15 protein-coding genes and 1 pseudogene are annotated in these 18,097 nt (G+C 66.0%); 9 read left to right on the forward strand and 7 right to left on the reverse strand.

Annotation, left to right across the window (positions count from 1 at the left end; translation table 11 throughout):
• Nucleotides 1-25 precede the first annotated feature (25 nt).
• Complete coding sequence (locus tag ACTJI4_RS08685; protein ID WP_440869057.1) at nucleotides 26-1,549, forward strand: N-acetylmuramoyl-L-alanine amidase family protein; 1,524 nt, start codon at nucleotides 26-28, stop codon at nucleotides 1,547-1,549.
• 78 nt (nucleotides 1,550-1,627) lie between these two features.
• Here ACTJI4_RS08685 and ACTJI4_RS08690 read toward each other — a convergent pair whose 3' ends face one another.
• From ACTJI4_RS08690 to trxB, 3 genes and pseudogenes are all read right to left on the reverse strand, one after another.
• Complete coding sequence (locus ACTJI4_RS08690) at nucleotides 1,628-1,930, reverse strand: addiction module antidote protein (protein ID WP_282245163.1); 303 nt, start codon at nucleotides 1,928-1,930, stop codon at nucleotides 1,628-1,630.
• 75 nt (nucleotides 1,931-2,005) lie between these two features.
• Nucleotides 2,006-2,176: pseudogene (locus tag ACTJI4_RS08695) on the reverse strand (type II toxin-antitoxin system RelE/ParE family toxin); the annotation flags it as partial.
• A 117-nt stretch (nucleotides 2,177-2,293) separates the two neighbouring features.
• On the reverse strand, nucleotides 2,294-3,265 hold the full coding sequence (gene trxB / locus ACTJI4_RS08700) for a thioredoxin-disulfide reductase (protein ID WP_440869058.1): 972 nt from the start codon (nucleotides 3,263-3,265) through the stop codon (nucleotides 2,294-2,296).
• 197 nt (nucleotides 3,266-3,462) lie between these two features.
• Between trxB and ACTJI4_RS08705 the strand changes: the two genes are divergently transcribed.
• The 6 genes from ACTJI4_RS08705 (at nucleotide 3,463) to ACTJI4_RS08730 (ending at nucleotide 10,724) form a co-directional block, all read left to right on the forward strand.
• Nucleotides 3,463-5,829: a DNA translocase FtsK gene (locus ACTJI4_RS08705; protein WP_392917390.1), complete on the forward strand. Its 2,367-nt coding sequence runs from the start codon at nucleotides 3,463-3,465 to the stop codon at nucleotides 5,827-5,829.
• A gap of 84 nt (nucleotides 5,830-5,913) precedes the next feature.
• The gene (locus tag ACTJI4_RS08710) at nucleotides 5,914-7,854 is read left to right on the forward strand and encodes a DUF3857 domain-containing protein (RefSeq protein ID WP_440869260.1); all 1,941 of its coding nucleotides are present in this window, start codon (nucleotides 5,914-5,916) and stop codon (nucleotides 7,852-7,854) included.
• A 64-nt stretch (nucleotides 7,855-7,918) separates the two neighbouring features.
• Complete coding sequence (lolA, locus tag ACTJI4_RS08715; protein WP_392917393.1) at nucleotides 7,919-8,557, forward strand: outer membrane lipoprotein chaperone LolA; 639 nt, start codon at nucleotides 7,919-7,921, stop codon at nucleotides 8,555-8,557.
• Nucleotides 8,558-8,667: 110 nt separating this feature from the next.
• Nucleotides 8,668-9,969, forward strand: a complete 1,302-nt coding sequence (locus ACTJI4_RS08720; protein WP_440869059.1) for a replication-associated recombination protein A — start codon at nucleotides 8,668-8,670, stop codon at nucleotides 9,967-9,969.
• Nucleotides 9,969-10,373 carry a fluoride efflux transporter CrcB gene (gene crcB, locus ACTJI4_RS08725; protein WP_440869060.1) on the forward strand — a complete coding sequence of 135 codons (405 nt, stop codon included), beginning with the start codon at nucleotides 9,969-9,971 and terminating at the stop codon, nucleotides 10,371-10,373. The genes ACTJI4_RS08720 and crcB overlap by 1 nt, the downstream gene beginning before the upstream one ends.
• 78 nt (nucleotides 10,374-10,451) lie before the next feature.
• Nucleotides 10,452-10,724, forward strand: a complete 273-nt coding sequence (locus ACTJI4_RS08730; protein ID WP_145477679.1) for a hypothetical protein — start codon at nucleotides 10,452-10,454, stop codon at nucleotides 10,722-10,724.
• Here the strand turns inward: ACTJI4_RS08730 and ACTJI4_RS08735 are convergent.
• The 4 genes from ACTJI4_RS08735 to ACTJI4_RS08750 form a co-directional block, all read right to left on the reverse strand.
• Nucleotides 10,669-12,984 (reverse strand): ATP-binding protein, encoded by a 2,316-nt coding sequence (locus ACTJI4_RS08735; protein WP_440869261.1) that lies wholly within the window; start codon nucleotides 12,982-12,984, stop codon nucleotides 10,669-10,671. The two genes, ACTJI4_RS08730 and ACTJI4_RS08735, sit on opposite strands and share 56 nt — an antisense overlap.
• Nucleotides 12,985-13,019: 35 nt before the next feature.
• Complete coding sequence (locus ACTJI4_RS08740; protein WP_392917406.1) at nucleotides 13,020-13,670, reverse strand: response regulator; 651 nt, start codon at nucleotides 13,668-13,670, stop codon at nucleotides 13,020-13,022.
• Between the two features lie 130 nt (nucleotides 13,671-13,800).
• Nucleotides 13,801-14,682: a LysR substrate-binding domain-containing protein gene (locus ACTJI4_RS08745; RefSeq protein ID WP_440869061.1), complete on the reverse strand. Its 882-nt coding sequence runs from the start codon at nucleotides 14,680-14,682 to the stop codon at nucleotides 13,801-13,803.
• A gap of 66 nt (nucleotides 14,683-14,748) precedes the next feature.
• The gene (locus ACTJI4_RS08750; RefSeq protein WP_440869062.1) at nucleotides 14,749-15,729 is read right to left on the reverse strand and encodes a helix-turn-helix transcriptional regulator; all 981 of its coding nucleotides are present in this window, start codon (nucleotides 15,727-15,729) and stop codon (nucleotides 14,749-14,751) included.
• A gap of 120 nt (nucleotides 15,730-15,849) precedes the next feature.
• On the opposite strand from ACTJI4_RS08750, the gene ACTJI4_RS08755 reads away from it, so the two are divergent.
• Both ACTJI4_RS08755 and ACTJI4_RS08760 read left to right on the forward strand, forming a co-directional pair.
• Entirely contained in the window at nucleotides 15,850-16,455 is a 606-nt protein-coding gene (locus ACTJI4_RS08755; RefSeq protein WP_392917415.1) for a glutathione S-transferase family protein, read from the forward strand.
• A 103-nt stretch (nucleotides 16,456-16,558) separates the two neighbouring features.
• Nucleotides 16,559-18,007 carry an amidohydrolase family protein gene (locus tag ACTJI4_RS08760; protein ID WP_440869063.1) on the forward strand — a complete coding sequence of 483 codons (1,449 nt, stop codon included), beginning with the start codon at nucleotides 16,559-16,561 and terminating at the stop codon, nucleotides 18,005-18,007.
• The last annotated feature ends 90 nt before the right edge of the window (nucleotides 18,008-18,097 follow it).

Here is an 18,097-nt window from a genome sequence, read left to right on the forward strand (position 1 = left end):
CAACTACCTCCAAGGAGAAACGGAAATGGTAAGTAAAGGCCTACAGTTGTTCGCCGTGGGTTGCGGGATCCTGCTTGCTGCTGGTGTCGTTGATTCACAGGCCGCGCCCGTGCCGGGCGGCAATGGCCACCCCATCGAATCGAAAGATGAGGCTACGCAGACGACCTGGTACGTCGATGCCGAGCTGATCCACCTGCTGGAGAAGGAAGCGTCCAGAGGCGTTTCGAGCTACCTGCAGAGCAGGGATGTGCTGCGCACGGTTGATGTGAAGGTCACCATCGACATGAACAAGAAGACGGTGCTGGCAGACTTTGGCAGGGGCTTTCTTCCGGGAGCCGCCGAAGGGTATGCGGAGACGTTCCTGCACGAGCTTGCCGTGACGCTTCGTGTATACGCAGAGAAGGCCGGGCTTCCCATCGTTGATGTTGACTTCCGGTTTCAGGGAAAGCCGCTCAAGGACTACTTCCCCGATGATCTTGCCGTGCCTCCGCAAGCACGTATGAATCCACGGAACGCCACTGCCTTGGTTTCCGCCAGTCACGGACTCGTTCGGGTGTTTCCATCCAGGAGTTGGGAGTTTCAGCGCCCGGATGCGTTCGGTTTCAGGGAGGACATGATCACGCCAGCGTACGGAGATGTATTGCAGTCGCTTCTTGTGGAGCGAAGTGGCTTGAGCGTCTATCGTGCGCGAAGCAGGGTGCAGGATCTGCACGAGGAGTCGGAGCGTCCTTGGGAGCAGATGTCTTCGAGGTACCACGTAAAGGCTGTGATGCCCGCGCGGACGGATATCTGGAACTCGCTACCGAACGCGACCACGAATGATCGGGAGGTCAATGAAGACATCCGCACACGCCCTCTCTACGCGAATCACCTTGGGGTAGGGGCAATGATCAGCCTTCACACCAATGGTCACCCAATGGCGACGACCCGGGGCTTGGAGGTCTTCTATCACGGCGATAAGCCGAACGATCGGCCTCTTGCGGAGAGCGTGCTGTGCGGGATGCGCGAGCAGATCCGATCACAGCCGGGCTACGAAGACTTTCCCATTCGAGATCGAGCCAACGCGGGCCGACACGGCGAAAACAGGATTGCCACAATGCCGGCGGTGCTTGTGGAGATCGCCTACCACTCGAACCCAGAAGACTCGGCGGCGCTACAGGATCCCGTGTTTCGGGAGGCTTCAATGAAAGGTGTGGAGAAGGGCTACCGGCTGTTTCGTGAGGGCAAGGACTGCACGCCGTTGGTGCTGAGGAAGATTGATCGCGTTACCGTTCCTGCGGACGGCTCGGCGGAGACCGACGTTCACTTCGACGGTAACCCGCAGTTCCCGGTGACACTCAGCTTCACGCCGGTGTACTGCACTGAGCCGGGCGCGTGCAGGGCGGAAATAAAGACGGTCACGGAAGCCTCCGCGTCGCCCATCAAGGCGCGGATGACCTGTGAAGGCAGCGGTTATGGCATGGTCAACTGGAGCACCGTCATGCGCGATGCCGATGGCGTCACATCCGGCCCCGTCGAGCACTGGATGACATGCCAGGGCGGTGGTTGATCCGCCGGCGCATCAGGAAGGTTGGGGGCAAAGGTAAAGACCGGCGCATTGCGCCGGCCTTTGGAAACAGAATGAAGTTCAGGCGGCGGTGGCGTGCAACTGCACGCCGAGGGCGCGGGTCACCTTCAGGATTGTGGCGAAATCCGGGCTGCGCTCGCCGGAGAGGGCGCGGTACAGGCTCTCACGTGAAACGCCCGCGTCGCGCGCGACCTTGCTCATGCCTTGGGCGCGGGCAATATCACCGAGCGCCTTGGCGATGAATGCAGAGTCGCCGTCACTTTCCATGATGCAGGCATCCAGGTACGCGGCCATTTCCTCCGGGGTGCGCAGGTGCTCCGCAACGTCGAACTTTTCTACCTTTGTCTTCTTCTTGGCTGTCATGTCGCTGTGGCTCCGGTAGTTTCGTTGCGCGGTGCTCTTCGTCTTTCGTATGGCGTCATAAATTGCGACGCGATAGCCGGGCCCTACATCTACGCGAAGCTCGGCTATTCCGCCGCTGAGATTGCGGTGATCCCCGGGATTGCCATGGGCAAGCCGGCGAATGCGGGCAAGGATCCTTGCGCGACCTGCGACGTCCTTGAGGGCATCCATCCATGCTGCGAATTGATCGGTTCGCTGTAGCTCCATCGATAAAAGTGTAGCCTACGGGCTACATCATGTCTATCTCCCCAGGTCCCGCGATCTCAAAACGCAGAAGGCCGGCGCTGGGCGCCGGCCTTCTGTGGGAACTTCAGGCGCTGCTTGTCAGCTCAGCTCGCCCTTCGCATCCAGGTAGCGCTCTGCGTCCAGCGCGGCCATGCAGCCGAAGCCGGCCGAGGTGATGGCCTGGCGGTAGTGCTGGTCGGCCACGTCGCCTGCGGCGAACACGCCTTCCACCGAGGTCTGGGTGGCATTGCCGCCCAGACCCGAGCGGATCTCGAGGTAACCGTTGTTCATGGCCAGCTGGCCGTCGAACAGGCTGGTGTTGGGGTGGTGGCCGATGGCCACGAAGAAGCCATGAGCGTCGATGTCGCGGGTGCTGCCGTCCAGGGTCGACTTCACGCGCACACCGGTGACGCCGGCGTCGTTGCCCAGCACTTCATCCACCTGGTGGTGCCACACGGTCTCGATCTTGCCCGAGGCCACCTTGGCGAACAGCTTGTCCTGCATGATCTTTTCCGCCTTGAGGGTGTCGCGGCGGTGGACCAGGTAGACCTTGCGGGCGATGTTGGACAGGTACAACGCCTCTTCCACGGCGGTGTTGCCGCCGCCGACCACGACCACGTCCTGGTCACGGTAGAAGAAGCCGTCGCAGGTGGCGCAGGCCGACACGCCGCGACCCTTGAAGGCCTCCTCGGTCGGAATGCCCAGATACTTGGCGGTGGCGCCGGTCGCGATGATCAGCGCATCGCAGGTGTACTCGGCGCTGTCCCCGATCAGCTTGAACGGGCGCTGGGTGACATCGGCGGTGTGGATGTGGTCGAAGATCACCTCGGTCTCGAAGCGCTCGGCGTGGGCCTGCATGCGCGCCATCAGGTCCGGGCCCATCAGGCCGTGGGCATCGCCTGGCCAGTTGTCCACTTCGGTGGTGGTCATCAGCTGGCCGCCCTGCTGCAGGCCGGTGATCACCACCGGGTTCAGGTTGGCGCGGGCAGCGTAGACAGCCGCCGTCCAGCCGGCCGGGCCGGAACCGAGGATGACGAGCTTCTGGTGGCGGGAAGGCTTGGAATTGCTCATGTAGACTCGCAAAGAGATGATGGGGCGGGGCGCTGGCGGAAGATTGCCCGGCGTCCAAGACAGGTCATAGAGTGGCGGCAGGGGTCGCCCTATTCAAGGCGAGCGATGGAACGGCGCAACCCAGCCGGAGGTGGTTGGCGTGCCGTCAGTCGTTTATTATCAAGCACTAACAGTGCATTCCCAAGGTCTGGTCTAAGGTGGCGAAACAGGTCCCGGAACGATCCAAGTCTCCCGACGGCAAAGCGGCGTCGCGCCGCGCTGCGGCTGCGGCGCCGGTCGAAAATCCCCGTCGGCAGCGGCTGTGGCGCGACCTCGGGCTGATCGCGATCGCGCCAGCGCTGCTGTATCTGATCGCCAGCCTCTTGACCTACTCGGCCAGCGACCCGGGCTGGTCGCATACCGGCAGCGTGGTGGCACCCATTCACAACATGGGTGGGCGGGTAGGGGCATGGGTGGCCGATGTGCTGCTGCAACTGTTCGGTTACATGGCCTTCCTGCTGCCGATCGTGCTCGGTGCGCTGGCCTGGTTTGCCATGTTCGGGCTGAAGCGCGAAAGCAAGGGCGAGCACGACCTGGACCCGGCGCTGCGGCTGGTGGGGCTGGTCGGCTTCCTGATCGCCGGCACCGGCTTCCTGCATCTGCGCCTGTTCAGTGGCGATGTGGGCCACGCCGGCGGCATCCTCGGCCGGCTGGTCGGCAACTCGCTCAGCGCGGGGTTCGGTGCACTGGGTGCGAACCTGTTCGTGCTGGTCCTGCTGCTGGCCTCGATCACCCTGGCCACCGGCATTTCGTGGTTCGTGGTCATGGAGAAGATCGGCCGCGCGGTGCTGGCGCTGCCGCCGCTGCTGAGCAGGAAGAAGGAGCAGGCTACCGAATGGCAGCAGACCCGCGCCATGCGCGAGGAACGCCAGGAAGTGCGCAAGGTGGACGCTGAAGTCCGCGCCAAGCGCGAGCCGGTCAAGATCGAGCCACGCCCCGAGCCGGTACTGGAAAAGAGCGACCGGGCCAAGCGCGAAACCCAGATTCCGATGTTCCGTGGCGTCAATGGCGACGGCTCGGACCTGCCGCCGCTGGCGCTGTTGGATGACCCCAAGCCGCAGCCCAAGGGTTACGACGAAGACACGCTGGAAACACTGTCGCGCCAGATCGAGTTCAAGCTCAAGGATTTCCGTATCGACGCGCAGGTCGTCGGCGCGTATCCGGGCCCGGTCATCACCCGTTTCGAGATCGAGCCGGCGCCGGGCATCAAGGTCAGCCAGATCAGCTCACTGGACAAGGACATCGCCCGCGGCCTGTCCGTCAAGTCGGTGCGCGTGGTCGATGTGATTCCGGGCAAGTCGGTGGTGGGCCTGGAAATCCCCAACGTCACCCGCGAAATGATCTACCTGTCCGAACTGCTGCGCTCGAAGGAGTACGACAAGTCGGCCAGCCCGCTCACGCTTGCGTTGGGCAAGGACATCGCCGGCCGCCCCACCGTGGCCGACCTGGCGCGCATGCCACACCTGCTGGTGGCCGGTACCACCGGTTCGGGCAAGTCGGTGGCGGTCAACGCCATGGTGTTGAGCCTCCTCTACAAAGCCTCGCCGAAAGACCTGCGGATGTTGATGATCGACCCGAAGATGCTCGAACTGAGCGTCTACCAGGGCATTCCGCACCTGCTGGCGCCGGTGGTCACCGACATGAAGGAGGCCGCCAACGGCCTGCGCTGGTGCGTGGCCGAAATGGAGCGGCGCTACAAGCTGATGAGCGCGGTGGGCGTGCGCAACCTGGCCGGCTTCAACAAGAAGGTCAAGGACGCCGAAGACGCCGGGCAGCCGCTGATGGACCCGCTGTTCAAGCCGAACCCGGAGCTGGGCGAAGCCCCGCGTCCGCTGGAAACGCTGCCGTTCATCGTCATCTTCATCGACGAATTCGCCGACATGATGATGATCGTCGGCAAGAAGGTCGAAGAGCTGATCGCGCGCCTGGCGCAGAAGGCGCGCGCGGCCGGCATCCACCTGATCCTGGCCACCCAGCGACCGTCGGTGGATGTGATCACCGGCCTGATCAAGGCCAACATCCCGACCCGCATCGGCTTCCAGGTCAGCTCCAAGATCGATTCACGCACCATCCTGGACCAGTCCGGTGCCGAGACGCTGCTGGGCCACGGCGACATGCTGTACCTGCCGCCGGGCACCGCGCTGCCTGACCGGGTACACGGCGCGTTCGTATCCGATGAAGAAGTGCACCGCGTGGTCGAGCACCTCAAGGCCAGCGGACCGGCCGACTACATCAGCGGCGTGCTCGACGAAGTGCAGATGATGGGCGATGGCGTGGTGGTGGGTGCCGGCGGCCTTCCCGAGTCCAGCGGCGGGGCAGGCGACGAATCGGACCCGTTGTACGACGAAGCGGTGCGGATCGTGACCGAAACCCGCCGTGCCTCGATTTCCGGCGTGCAGCGCCGGCTGAAGATCGGCTACAACCGCGCCGCGCGCCTGATCGAAGCCATGGAAATGGCGGGCGTGGTCAGTCCACCCGAACACAACGGCGACCGCAGCGTGCTGGCCCCTCCGCCGCCGAAATAACGCCACGCCCTGCGTGGCTGCAGCGACAGGTAGAGCCACGCCCCGCGTGGCTGCGCACTCCAGAAGGATTCCAGAATGACCCGCATGACATGGATGGCCGCGTGCGCCCTGGCAGTGTCGCCCGTGCATGCCTGGTCCCAAGCCGCCCAGCCGGCTCCGGTGCCTGCGATGGCACCGGCGCAGCCCGTCGCCAGTGACACCCAGGCCAGCAACAACTTCAGCTTCGTCAGCTACCGCGCCGATTATGTGGTGCGTCCCGATGCGGGCAGCGTGCAGACCGAGTCCTACGACATCCTGCTCAAGACCAAGGCAGCGGTGGAGCAGTTCAGCCAGGTGCGACTGAGCTACAGCGAAAAAATGGAAACCCTGGAGGTGCTGTCGGCCTACACGCTGACCGCCGACGGCCAGCGCCGCGACGTGCCGGTCGACCGCATCTACACCCAGGAAAGCTATTCCAGCGCTGCGGCGGCGATGTACGCCGACCGCAAAGTGCGGGTGGTGGTGTTTCCCAACCTGGCGCCGGGTACCCGGGTGGTCTACCAGACCCGCCGCACCCAGACCATGCCGTACTTCCCGGGCTACTTCAGCCTGTGGGAGACCTTCAGCGGTTTCTCCCAGTATGACGATGCGCAGGTCACCCTCAGCGCCCCGGCCTCCCTGCCCATGCATGTGCAGCAGCGGGGCGTGCAGGGCAGCCAGACCCCGGTGGTCCGAAACGGGCAGGCGACGTGGACCTGGCGCTACCGGCGGACCGATCCCATGCCGGTGCAGAACTGGACCGCAGCGCCCTGGGAGTTCAGCCCGACCATCATGGCCAGCACCTACCGCGATTGGGCGCAGGTGGCACAGGCCTACCAGCTCAAGGGTAGCGAGGCGGCCCGGGTCACCCCGGGCATCCAGGCGCTGGCCGACGAGGTCACCCGCGGCATCGTCGATCGCCGTGAGCAGGCGGCCGCGCTGTACCGCTGGGTATCCCAGAACATCCGCTATGTGGCGGTGTACCTGGGTAACGGCGGGCTGGAGCCCAACCCGGCGCAGAGCATCCTCGATAACCACTATGGCGACTGCAAGGACCATGTGGTGCTCCTGGAGGCGCTGTTGGCGGCGCGCGGCATCGACAGCACCCCGGTGCTGATCGGCGCCGGTGGCGGCCCGACCCTGCCGGATATTCCGCTGCTGGGTCGTTTCAATCACGCCATCACCTACATTCCAGAGTTCGACCTGTACCTGGATTCGACCAGCGCGTACGCGCGCTTCGGTCAGTTGCCAGAAGGCGACCTTGGCGCGCCGGTGCTGCATACCCGCCAGGCCAGGGTGGCGCGCACGCCGGCCAACGATGCCGCGCGCAACGGCAGCGGGTTCGAGGTGACCTTCCGTTTCGACCCGAACGGCAACCTGCTGGGACAGACCACCCCGCAGCCACGCGAGGTGGGCGAGATCGGCCTGCGCGGCTCGTTCGCCCGGCTCAACGCGCAGAACCGGGCGCGGGTGGAGGAGTCGATCATGGCCTCGTCAGGCTTTGATGGCAGCGGCACGTTGACCCTGCTGGGTGACCCGCAGGACCTGACCCGGCCGTTCAACTACCGCTACGACTTCCACGCGCGCGATTACGTTGACTTCAGCGTGGTCGGCGGCATGGTGCTTCCGGACCCGCCCGGGGGTGAATCGTTCCGTGACATCTACACCACCACCTCGGCCCCGGACAACGCCACCCCGTTCTACTGCAACGACAGCCTGCGCGAGGAAACCTACCGGCTGGCATTCCCGCCCGGGGTACCGATCGTGGCGGTGCCGCGCAACCTGCAGTTCCGCAATGCCGCGGGCGATTACTCGCTGCAATGGAGCCGGGAGGGCCAAGCCATCGTCGCCCGCCACCGTCTCCACCAGAACGCCGTGCGCGGCGCGGATGCGCTGTGCCAGCCGGGCGACTATGCTGCCTTCCGCGAGCTGTACCAGCAGGTGCGGCGCGGCTTCCGCGGGCAGGTGGTCTACGGCGACCTGCGCACGGTGCAGGCCGTTCCCTGATCCCCCATTCAGGATGACCTCGGCACACTGCCGGCCATCCTTCCTACGTTCATTGGATACCCGTATGCAGAGCACCTTCCGCCGCTGTCTTGTCGCCGCCACGCTGGTCTGCGCCAGTGTCGGATCGGTGTCTGCCTGGGCCGGCGCCCGGGATGAGCTGAACCGTTTCACCAAGGACCTCAAGGGCCTGAGCGGGGCGTTCAACCAGCAGGTGCTGGACAGCAAGGGCAAGGTAAAGGAAAACACCAGCGGCACGCTGGCGCTGAACGCTCCGCGACTGTTCCGCTGGGAGTACCAGAAGCCCCACGTCCAGCAGATCGTGGCCGATGGCAGGTTCGTGTGGGTGTATGAGCCCGACCTCGAGCAGGTGACCAAGCGCGCACAGGGCGCCGAAGAGCAGAACAGCCCGCTGACCGCACTGATCAATCCGGCGCTTCTGGACAAGCAGTACGACGTCAGTGAAGAAGCTGCGCCCCGCGATGGCCTGCAATGGCTGTCGCTGACCCCGAAGCGTGAAACCGAGACCTCGTTCCAGTACGCCGCGCTGGGCTTCAACGCGCAGGGCCTGGCCCGCATGGAAGTGACCGACGCGGTAAACCAGCGCACGGTGATCACCTTCTCGAACTGGAAGCGCAATCCGGCGTTCGCCAAGGGCACCTTCAGCTTCACCCCGCCGAAGGGCACCGACGTCATCGGCAACTGACGCAGCCGGGCAGGGCCCGGCGCCGCGTCATTCGGTCATACAATAGTTGCGTGGCCAGAAACCGAACGACATTCAACGAACCCGATCTGCTGACGGTGGATCGGGACAGCATGCGCCCGCTCGCCGAGCGCATGCGTCCGCAGACCCTCGATGAGATGGTGGGGCAGAAACGCCTGCTGGCGCCGGGCAGCGCGCTGCGCCGCGCGGTCGAGTCCGGCCATGTGCACTCGATGATCCTCTGGGGGCCGCCAGGGTGCGGCAAGACCACGCTGTCGCTGCTGCTGGCCCATTACGCCGACGCCGAATTCCGTGCGATCTCCGCGGTGCTGTCCGGCTTGCCGGAGGTGCGGGTGGTGCTGGCCGAGGCAGCCCAGCGCTTCGCTGAAGGTCGCCGCACGGTGCTGTTCGTGGACGAAGTGCACCGTTTCAACAAGGCGCAGCAGGATGCGTTCCTGCCGCACATCGAGCGCGGCACCATCGTATTCGTGGGTGCCACCACGGAGAACCCTTCGTTCGAGCTGAATTCGGCACTGCTGTCGCGCTGCCGCGTGCACGTGCTGGAGGCGGTCTCGCCGGCGGACATCGTCGAGGCGCTGGAGCGGGCGCTGCAGGACAAGGAGCGCGGGCTCGGTGCCGAGGCACTGCAGGTCGCGCCGGAAGCCCTGCTGGAGATCGCGACCGCCGCCGACGGCGATGTGCGGCGCGGGCTGACCCTGCTGGAAATCGCCGCCGAACTGGCCGGCGGCGAAGGCGGGCGGATCAGCCCGGAAATGCTGGTGCAGGTACTGGCCGATCGCACGCGTCGCTTCGACAAGGGTGGCGAGCAGTTCTATGACCAGATCTCGGCACTGCACAAGTCGGTGCGCAGTTCCAATCCGGATGCGGCGCTGTACTGGCTGACGCGCATGCTCGATGGCGGCTGCGATCCGTCCTACCTGGCCCGGCGCCTGACCCGCATGGCGATCGAGGACATCGGCCTGGCCGATCCGCGCGCGCAGTCGATGGCATTGGAAGCCTGGGACATCTACGAACGGCTGGGCAGCCCGGAGGGCGAGCTGGCTTTCGCTCAGCTGGTGCTGTACCTGGCCAGCACCGCCAAATCCAACGCCGGCTATGCCGCCTTCAACCTGGCCCGGCAGGAAGTGCGCGAAACCGGGACCCAGGAGGTGCCGCTTCACCTGCGCAACGCGCCGACCAAGCTGATGAAAGAGTTGGGCTACGGCAAAACCTATCAGTATGACCACGACGCTGAAGGCGGCATTGCGCTGGACCAGACCGGATTCCCGGATGCAATGGGCGAGCGGGTGTATTACCAGCCGGTCGCCCGTGGGTTGGAAATCAAGCTCAAGGAAAAGCTCGATCGCCTGCGCGCCGAGCGCGAACAGGCGCGCGCGCGCAAGGGGACCGACTGATGGGTGGCTTTGGGCCGTGGTGGCAGCAGTTGGGTCTGGTGATGGCCGGCGGTGCGCTGGGCGCGGCGCTGCGTTTCATCATTGGCGACGCCATGCTGCGTCAGTTCGGCAACACCTTCCCCTGGGGCACGCTGACGGTGAACCTGGTGGGCGCCTTCGCCGTCGGATACGTGGTGGTCTGGTTGCAGACCCGCGGCAGCGCAGCGCTGTATTGGCGCGCCTTCGCCATCGTCGGCGTCATCGGCGGGCTCACCACGTTCTCGTCGATGATGCTTGAAGCGGTGCTGCTGGTCCGGAACGGGCGTGGCTGGGTCATGCCGACCTATCTGGGCATCAGTCTGGTGGCGGGATGTGCGCTGGTGTGGCTGGGCTCGCGGTTGGCGGAGTCCACGGTCGCGCGGTGAGCGGTTTCGGGTTTTTCTGCTGGATTTCCGTTACATCTCACGATATTGTTCGCGCCCCGTCTGCGTTCCCCGCCCGTCATGCGTGATGAAGAAGACCCCGGCACCCTGGAGCTGATGCTGCCGCGCAAGCGCGGTCGCCCGCCCACGTTCGGTTACGCCATGACCGATGCCCAGCGCGCGGCACGCTACCGGGCCCGCCGTGCGGGGCAGGCCGACCACGCGGATGTGCGCACCTGCAGCGACATGGTGCTGCTGGACAAGATCCGTGCGGCGATCACTGCCAAGGATGCCGAGCTCACCGGGTTTCTGGTGCACGTGCTGTGGCAGCGCTATCCGCTGCAGTTGAAGTAACCGGCCCGCCAGCCAGTGCGGCGAGGGCGGGGCGCAGGTAGCCCAGCAGCCGTTCGGCCTCCCGCCAATCGCCAGGTTCGTCCAGGTCCAGCTCGTGCAGGTCGCCGGCGATCGCGGCCAGGTCCGGTTGTCCCAGCATCTGCAGTACGCCGGCCAGCCGATGCGCGTGGTGTCGCAGGGAACTGCCGGCCCGACCGCGCAGGGCGTCGTGCAGCGCGAGCTGCTCTTCCTGCACCGATTGCAGAATGTCGATCCAGATCGGGTCGGTTGCGCCGTGCGTGCCGGCGGCCAGCGGCAGCGCGCTGCCATCGGACTCCACCTGAAGTGCCCGCAACAGCTTTGAAATGTCCAGGGGTTTGCACAGCACCGCATCCATGCCGCAGGCCAGGCAGCGTTCAATGTGAGCCGGTGAATCATTGGCCGATACCGCCACCAGCACGGCCGGTGTGCGCCCGTGACGGCGTTCCAGCTGGCGGAGCTGCACAGCCAGTTCGTAGCCACTCATGTCGCCGAGCACGCAGTCCAGCAGCACGATGCCGCAGGGTTCGGTAATCTGGCAGTGCAGGGCACCGGCTCCATCGGCGCAACTGCTTACCGAGGCGCCAAGTGTTTCCAGCTGGCGACAGACCACCGTGCGGTTCAGTGCATGGTCTTCAACCAGGAGCAGCGTGCGCCCGGCCAGCGGTCGTTCGGCCGGGCACGGGCCGGCGCCTTCGATCACCACCGGCAGGCGCACATCGAAGCAGCTGCCTTCGCCGGGCGCGCTGCGCAGCTGCACGGTGCCGCCCATTCCGCGCACCAGGTCCTGGCAGATGGAGAGGCCAAGCCCGGCACCCCCCATCTGCCGCGAATGGCTGTCATGCGCCTGCGCGAAGGGCTTGAATATGGTGTCGTGCTGGGCCGCCGGGATGCCGATTCCGGTATCGCGCACCGACAGCCCAAGGTGGGCGCTGTCCTCGTCCATGTGCAACGACAGGGTCACGTCCACATGCCCCAGATCGGTGAACTTGACGGCGTTGCCGAGCAGGTTGCTCAGCACCTGGCGCAGCGCGTCGCCGTCCAGCCACATCCGTGGCAGCGGGTCCGTGTCCTGCAGGAGGGTGATGGCCAGGCCCTTGGCCTCGGCCGCAGGGCGGGCCACGGCCAGGCAGTCGCGGGCCAGCTGGCGTACGTCCTGCCAGCCCGGGGTGGGGTGGTACTCACCGGTCGCCAGTCGGGAATAGTCCAGTGCGTGGCCCAGCAGATGGCGCAGGCCGGCCCCGGCGTTGCGCGCAGCGTTGACCAGCTGTCGTTGGCCCTGGTCCAGGCCTGACTGGTGCAGCAGATCAACCGATGTGACCAGTGCCTGCGCCGCGTTGCGTACCTCGTGGCTCATCACGGCGATGAAGCGGGCCTGCTGGCGTTCGCTGCGCCGCGCCGACTGCTGCGCAACCCGCATCCACACCCCGGCGGTAAGCAGAACCAACAGGGTCAGCGCGCCGGCCAGCAGTTCCGAACGGAAGTGTTGCGACATCACCTGCAGCGAAGGCCCACTCAGGTAGGTGGCCTTGGTCCAGCGCTGCATCAGCATCGCGTGTTCCTGCGGGCTGATCGAGCGCATCGCCTGATGGATCTGGTCCAGCAGGGCACGGTCGCGGTGGCGTACCACCAGGTGCAGGCTGCCCGGCAGGGTGGACGGTCCGCCATGCAGGAGCAGGCTGTTGCCAAACTCGCGGCGCACCATCGGGCGCATGGCTACATCCAGGTCCAGTGCGGCGTCTGCCACGCCTGCTTCCACCGCGGACAGTGCTTCGCGCAGGCTTGGCAGGCCCACCACCTGCAGGTGTGGATGGTAGGCGTCCAGCCACTCGGCCAGGCGTGTGCCGCGGACCACGGCCACCCGGCGCAGATGGGCAAATTCCGGCGCATGCGCCTGGGTGTGGCGACTGGCCAACAGTGCCTGGCCGCGGTAGTACGCCGGTGACGCGGCCAGTGACGTGCAAGGCGCGTTGTCCAACGGGCCGAGCAGCAGCATGAGGTCGGCGCGTCCATCGCAGAGTGCCTGCAGCGCGGCGCTGGCCGACTCTACGGGCTGTTCGCGGAACCTGAGGCCAGCCTGTTCCGCTACCAACTGGGCGTAGCCGGTAATCAGGTTGGTGTCGCGTGCCGCGCGGCTGTCATTCGACAGCAGGCCATGCTGGGACGGGTCCGCGGCGACCCGCACCAGCCGCGGTTCTGCGCTGCTGCCTTGGGAGGCCAGCAACAGCAGGCAGACCAGCATCCCGGTCAAGGCACTGGTCCAGGTCCATTCGCCGCTCACCACACCGCCAACTGGTGGCGGAGGGTGAACAGGTCGCGGTCGGTGCGCAGGCCCAGCTTGCGGAACGCGGCGTGCTTCTGGGTGCTGATGGTCTTGATGCTGCGGTTCCGCTGCAGGGCAATGTCGGTCACGGTCATCCCGCTCAGACACAGCTGCAGCACTTCGCGCTCGCTCGGTGACAGCCGGTGTTCGGCATGTTCGTCGCGGTAGTTGACCGGTACGTGGGTATGCCCTGCCGCCACCCGGGTGACAGCGCGCGCCAGCGCCTCCAGCGTTTCGCCCTTGGACACCACGCCTGCCGCGCCTGCGGCCATGGTGTTGGAGATCATGACGTGATGCACGTTGGCCGAGAACATCAGCACCCGCACGCGCGGGAACCGGCGCCGAAGCATGCGCAGCAGCTCCATGCCCTGCAGGTCACCTTCGGCCAGCGTGTAGTCCACGATCACCACATCCACCATGTGGCGCTGCAGCGTGTTGATCAATGATCGGGTGTGCGCATGGTTGCCGACGACGTGGAAGCGCGGGTCGGTGGACAGGTGCACATAGCTGCCATGCCGGACGACATCGTGGTCATCAAGCAGGGCGATGTTCAGTACGGACGGCGGCAGCGGTCCATAGGTGGGGCCTGGATGGCGTCGGGACAAAGGAGGCACGCAATCGTGGGATTTGCGCCATTCTTACCGCTTCAACGCGCAGTGGAGATAGTCTGATGTCAGATTAGGACTATTCCTATGCGCGGGACGAGAGATGCGTCACTCTCTGCGCGCATCCATTTCAATGTTTTTCGCGATCGAGCAGTCGCGAGAACTGCGATGCCAGGTCCAATACCAGCGGATCGGCGTTGTCCCGGTGCAGCAGTGCGATTTCGATTCCGTCCATCGGCGGCAGGCCGTGCCGCGCGGTCAGCGTGCGGTGTTCGCGGGTCACCGCGCGCGCCGGCAGCAGGCTGATGCCCATGCCGTCGGCCACGGCGCCCTGGATGCCACTGAGGCTGGAGCTGGTGAAGCCGATCCGCCAGCGTCTGCCCATGCCTTCCACGGCAGCAATCAGCTCATCGCGGTACAGGCCGCGCGGGGGAAAGGTGACCAGCGGAATCGGGTCCAGGCCGATGCAGGGACTGCGCATACTGTCCACCCAGCGCATCGGTTCAGGCCAGCACGCCACGCCCTGGCGGCTGTTGCGGCGCTGTTTGACCAGCACCAGGTCGAGTTCGCCGTGGTCGTAGGCGTTGGCCAGGTCGCGGCTCAGGCCGCTGGTGACTTCCAGCTTCACCTGCCGGTGGCGCCGGGTGAAGCGACCGAGCAGGGCGGTGGTACGGGCGCTGACGAAGTCTTCGGGTACGCCCAGGCGGACCGTTACCGCAACCGTGGCACCCGCCAGTGCTTCACCCATCTGGTCATTCAGCGCCAGCATCTGGCGCGCGATGCCGAGCAGCGTCTGCCCGGCATCGGTAGGGTGCACATCGCGGTTGCCGCGCACCAGCAGCGGGTGCCCGGCAAGCTGCTCCAGCCTGCGGATCTTCTGGCTGATGGTGGACTGGGTGGAGTGCAGGCGGGTGGCAGCGGTAGTGAAGCTGCCGCAGTCGGCCACCATCACCATGGCCCGCAGCAGGTCCAGTTCGAACAGGGTTCGATGCGGTTTTGCACTGGGTGGCATGCGGGTATCCAGAAAACGAATGTACCTGTTCTAGCATGCGCTCCAGCGCCGCGCCAACAAGTACGATCAACCGGCGGCGGCGGCCGCAGTGCGTGCAAGGCTGCGGGCCACCCGCGCGCCCGCGTCGCGCATCATTGCGTGCAGGGCGGGTGGCCCCAATACCTCGAACTCCAGCTCCAGCGCGAGCAGCCAGTACACCACCGCGCCCTGCGGGTGCGCGCCACAGCGCAGCAGGCAGCGTTGCGCGTCCACCTGTTCAAGCATGCCGGCCGACGCAGGCATGCGCTCGCGGACGGCGTCGATCGGGGCATGCAGGATCACCCGCGCCTCATCCCCGTAAGGCCCCAGCGACAGTGACTGGCTCACGAATGCGCGCAGGTCGCCATTGGCAGGCGAGGGGCGCGGGCGGAAGTGCGCCCCCACCTCTGCCGCACTGGTCATGCGGTCGATGCGGAACGTGCGCCAGTCCACGCGCAGCGTGTCCCACGCGACCAGGTACCAGCGCCGTTCGGCATGCACCACGCCCTGCGGCTCCACCAGCCGCTGGCTGGGTTGGCCCTGGCGGTCAGCATAGTCGAAGCGCAGCTGCAGCTGGTCGCGGCACGCGCCCGCCAGCGTGGCCAGCAACCCGGCATCGACCATCGGCCCGACCTGGTCAATGGGCAGGATCGCGGTGCGCAATGCATCCAGCCGGCGTCGCAGGCGGGCGGGCATCACCTGTTCCAGTTTTACCAGCGCGGTGACGGCGGTCTGCTCAATGCCGCTGATGGTGCCGGTCACTGCAGTGCGCAGGGCCAGTGCGGCGGCCAGCGCTTCTTCATCGTCAAGCAGCAACGGGGGGAGTGCGCGCCCGGCGCGGAATGCATAGCCGCCTGCGACACCACTGCTGGCCTGGATCGGGTAGCCCAGTTCGCGCAGGCGTTCGATGTCGCGGCGCAGCGTGCGCGGGTGCACGCCGATGTCCGCAGCGAGGGTATTGCCCGGCCAGTGCGGCCGGGATTGCAGCAGCGAGAGCAGGCGCAGCAGTCGAGCGGAGGTGGTGAGCATGGGCGTCAGCATCGCGCCTGTCGAGGACAGGATCTGTCCGCAATGGTGGCTAGCCTGTGGCCATGGTGCAAGGCCTTTGGCAGCGCACCTTTCCACCTCGACCACCACAAGGAGTTCCACATGTCCCTCGTCTTCTATTGGCACCCGATGAGCAGTGCCACCCCGATTGCCTGCGCCCTGGCCGAGCTCGGGGTTGACCACGACCGGGTGCGGATCGACATCCGCAACGGCGAACAGCGCACTCCGGAGTACCTCGCGATAAACCCCAACGGAAAGGTGCCCTGCCTGGTCGTGGACGGCACGCCGATCTTTGAAGGTCTGGCCATCCACCTATGGCTCGGCGAGCGCTTCGGCGTTGCGCGTGGTTTGTGGCCGGCGGCCGATACGCCCGAGCGGCTGCAGGCGATGTCGTGGTGCGCGTGGGCCTATGTGACCTACATGGCGGTGATTGGCCGCCTCCGGTTGGCCTCCAGTGACGATGCGCTGCGTGATCCGCGCCATGCTGCGGCGGCCGCGGCGGATGCCGACCAGCTGCTGGACATCCTCGAGGCGCGCCTCAAGGAGCGCGAGTGGATGTTGGGCGCGGACTATTCGCTGGTCGACCTGGTGGTCGGACAGGTGGTGGGGTACGGCACTTATGTCGGGGCAGGGGTGGCCGGCCATCCTGCGGTCGCCGCGTGGCTGGCGCAGCTGCAGTTGCGCCCGGCCATGCAGGGAGAGGCCTGAGTCCTGCATTTGGAAAATGAATGCAAGGCATGTGAAAAGTTAACTGGTGAATGCCCGCCTCCGCGCCGTATGGTGCGGAGGTCTTTCCTGCAACGTGCCCGCAATGAAACCGATTACGCTGTCTGCATTCCCGTTGCTGCTTGCGCTGGCTCCCGGCGCCGTCGCCGCCGCGGAGGCCGACCTGATCATCCGCCATGCCACCGTGGTTGATGTCGAACATGCCACCACCCGTGCCGACCAGGCCGTGGTCGTCCGCGGCAAGGACATCGTCGCGGTGGGCGACGACCGCGTGATCGCCAGGGATTGGAAGGCGCCGCAGCGCGTTGATGGCAAGGGACGCTTCCTGATTCCCGGCCTGTGGGACATGCATGTGCACTTCGGCGGCGGGCCGGAACTTGTGGAAGAGAACAAGGCACTGCTGCCGCTTTACATCGCCCACGGCATCACCACCATCCGCGACTGCTCCGGGGACCTGCCCGGGCAGGTGCTGCAATGGCGCGGTGAAATCGCCGACGGCCGCCTGGAAGGGCCGCAGCTGTTCAGCTCCGGCGCCAAGATCGAAGGCATCAAGCCGGTCTGGAAAGGCACGTTGGAGGTGGGCAGCCGGGCCGACCTGGATGCCGCGCTGGCGCAGCTCAAACGCGACCGCGTCGACTTCGTCAAGATCACCGACAGCACCCTGACCCCGCCGTTGTTCCTGGCCGCAGTGACCGGCGCGCGGGCCAACGGGCTGCGTGCGTCTGGGCACATTCCGATGGCGCTGACCGTGCAGCAGGCCGTAGACGCCGGGATCAGCTCGATCGAACACCTGGACTATGCGTACAAGGCCGGAGTCAGGGACGAGGCCGCCATTGCCGCTGATTTCGCCGCCAAGCGCATCGACCGCGCCGAGGCCAATCGGCGCCTCGATGCCGGCTTTGATCATGAGACCGCCATGGCGGCCTATCGCGGATTTGCGGCGAAGGGGGTGTATGTCACGCCTACGCTCAATGGGGGCCGCATCCTGGATTTCCTCGACCAGGACAACCATGCCAACGACGCTTACCTGACCTACATTGGGCCAAAGCTGCAGGCCACCTACCGGTGGCGCGTGGAGCGCGCGGCCAAGGCGAGCCCGGCGCAGGTCGCCGAACGCCACCAGCAGTACCACCAGGTGGCGGCCGTGCTGCCGATGCTGCAGGAAGCAGGCGTGACCATCATGGCCGGTACCGACGCCGGCTTCCTCAATTCCTTCAACTACCCGGGCATCGGCCTGCATGACGAGCTCAGCCTGTTCGTGCAGGAAGGCCTGACGCCCGCACAGGCGCTGTCTTCGGCAACCCGCGCAGGCCCGTCGTGGTTCGGCACTCTGGACCGCTATGGTGGCATTGCCGAGGGCAAGGCGGCGGACCTGGTGCTGCTGGACGCCAATCCGCTCGAAGATATCCGGGCCACGCGCGCGATCCATGCCGTGGTGCTGCGCGGAAATGTCTATGACCGCAGGAGACTCGATGCGTTGCTGGCACAGACACGCGCCAAGGTGGCGGCGTGGAACGCGGGCGCCAGCCAATAGCGGTTGTCCTGCGAGGATGGCAGATGGACTTTGAACGCCCCGCCTTTGTGCGGGGCGTTTTCATGTGCGCAACAGCAGAACGGATCGCCG

Origin of the sequence: Stenotrophomonas sp. 22385 (assembly GCF_052045085.1) — a bacterium.
In the GTDB taxonomy this organism is placed as follows: Bacteria; Pseudomonadota; Gammaproteobacteria; order Xanthomonadales; family Xanthomonadaceae; genus Stenotrophomonas.

Excerpts from the sequence above, each read along its gene's own strand:
- ACTJI4_RS08735 (WP_440869261.1), bottom strand. The coding sequence starts at position 12,984 with ATGCTGGTCTGCCTGCTGTTGCTGGCCTCCCAAGGCAGCAGCGCAGAA.
- lolA (WP_392917393.1), top strand. The coding sequence starts at position 7,919 with ATGCAGAGCACCTTCCGCCGCTGTCTTGTCGCCGCCACGCTGGTCTGC.
- ACTJI4_RS08685 (WP_440869057.1), top strand. The coding sequence starts at position 26 with ATGGTAAGTAAAGGCCTACAGTTGTTCGCCGTGGGTTGCGGGATCCTG.
- ACTJI4_RS08730 (WP_145477679.1), top strand. The coding sequence starts at position 10,452 with ATGCGTGATGAAGAAGACCCCGGCACCCTGGAGCTGATGCTGCCGCGC.
- ACTJI4_RS08720 (WP_440869059.1), top strand. The coding sequence starts at position 8,668 with ATGCGCCCGCTCGCCGAGCGCATGCGTCCGCAGACCCTCGATGAGATG.
- ACTJI4_RS08690 (WP_282245163.1), bottom strand. The coding sequence starts at position 1,930 with ATGACAGCCAAGAAGAAGACAAAGGTAGAAAAGTTCGACGTTGCGGAG.
- trxB (WP_440869058.1), bottom strand. The coding sequence starts at position 3,265 with ATGAGCAATTCCAAGCCTTCCCGCCACCAGAAGCTCGTCATCCTCGGT.
- ACTJI4_RS08760 (WP_440869063.1), top strand. The coding sequence starts at position 16,559 with ATGAAACCGATTACGCTGTCTGCATTCCCGTTGCTGCTTGCGCTGGCT.
- ACTJI4_RS08750 (WP_440869062.1), bottom strand. The coding sequence starts at position 15,729 with ATGCTCACCACCTCCGCTCGACTGCTGCGCCTGCTCTCGCTGCTGCAA.
- ACTJI4_RS08745 (WP_440869061.1), bottom strand. The coding sequence starts at position 14,682 with ATGCCACCCAGTGCAAAACCGCATCGAACCCTGTTCGAACTGGACCTG.
- ACTJI4_RS08710 (WP_440869260.1), top strand. The coding sequence starts at position 5,914 with ATGACATGGATGGCCGCGTGCGCCCTGGCAGTGTCGCCCGTGCATGCC.
- ACTJI4_RS08755 (WP_392917415.1), top strand. The coding sequence starts at position 15,850 with ATGTCCCTCGTCTTCTATTGGCACCCGATGAGCAGTGCCACCCCGATT.
- crcB (WP_440869060.1), top strand. The coding sequence starts at position 9,969 with ATGGGTGGCTTTGGGCCGTGGTGGCAGCAGTTGGGTCTGGTGATGGCC.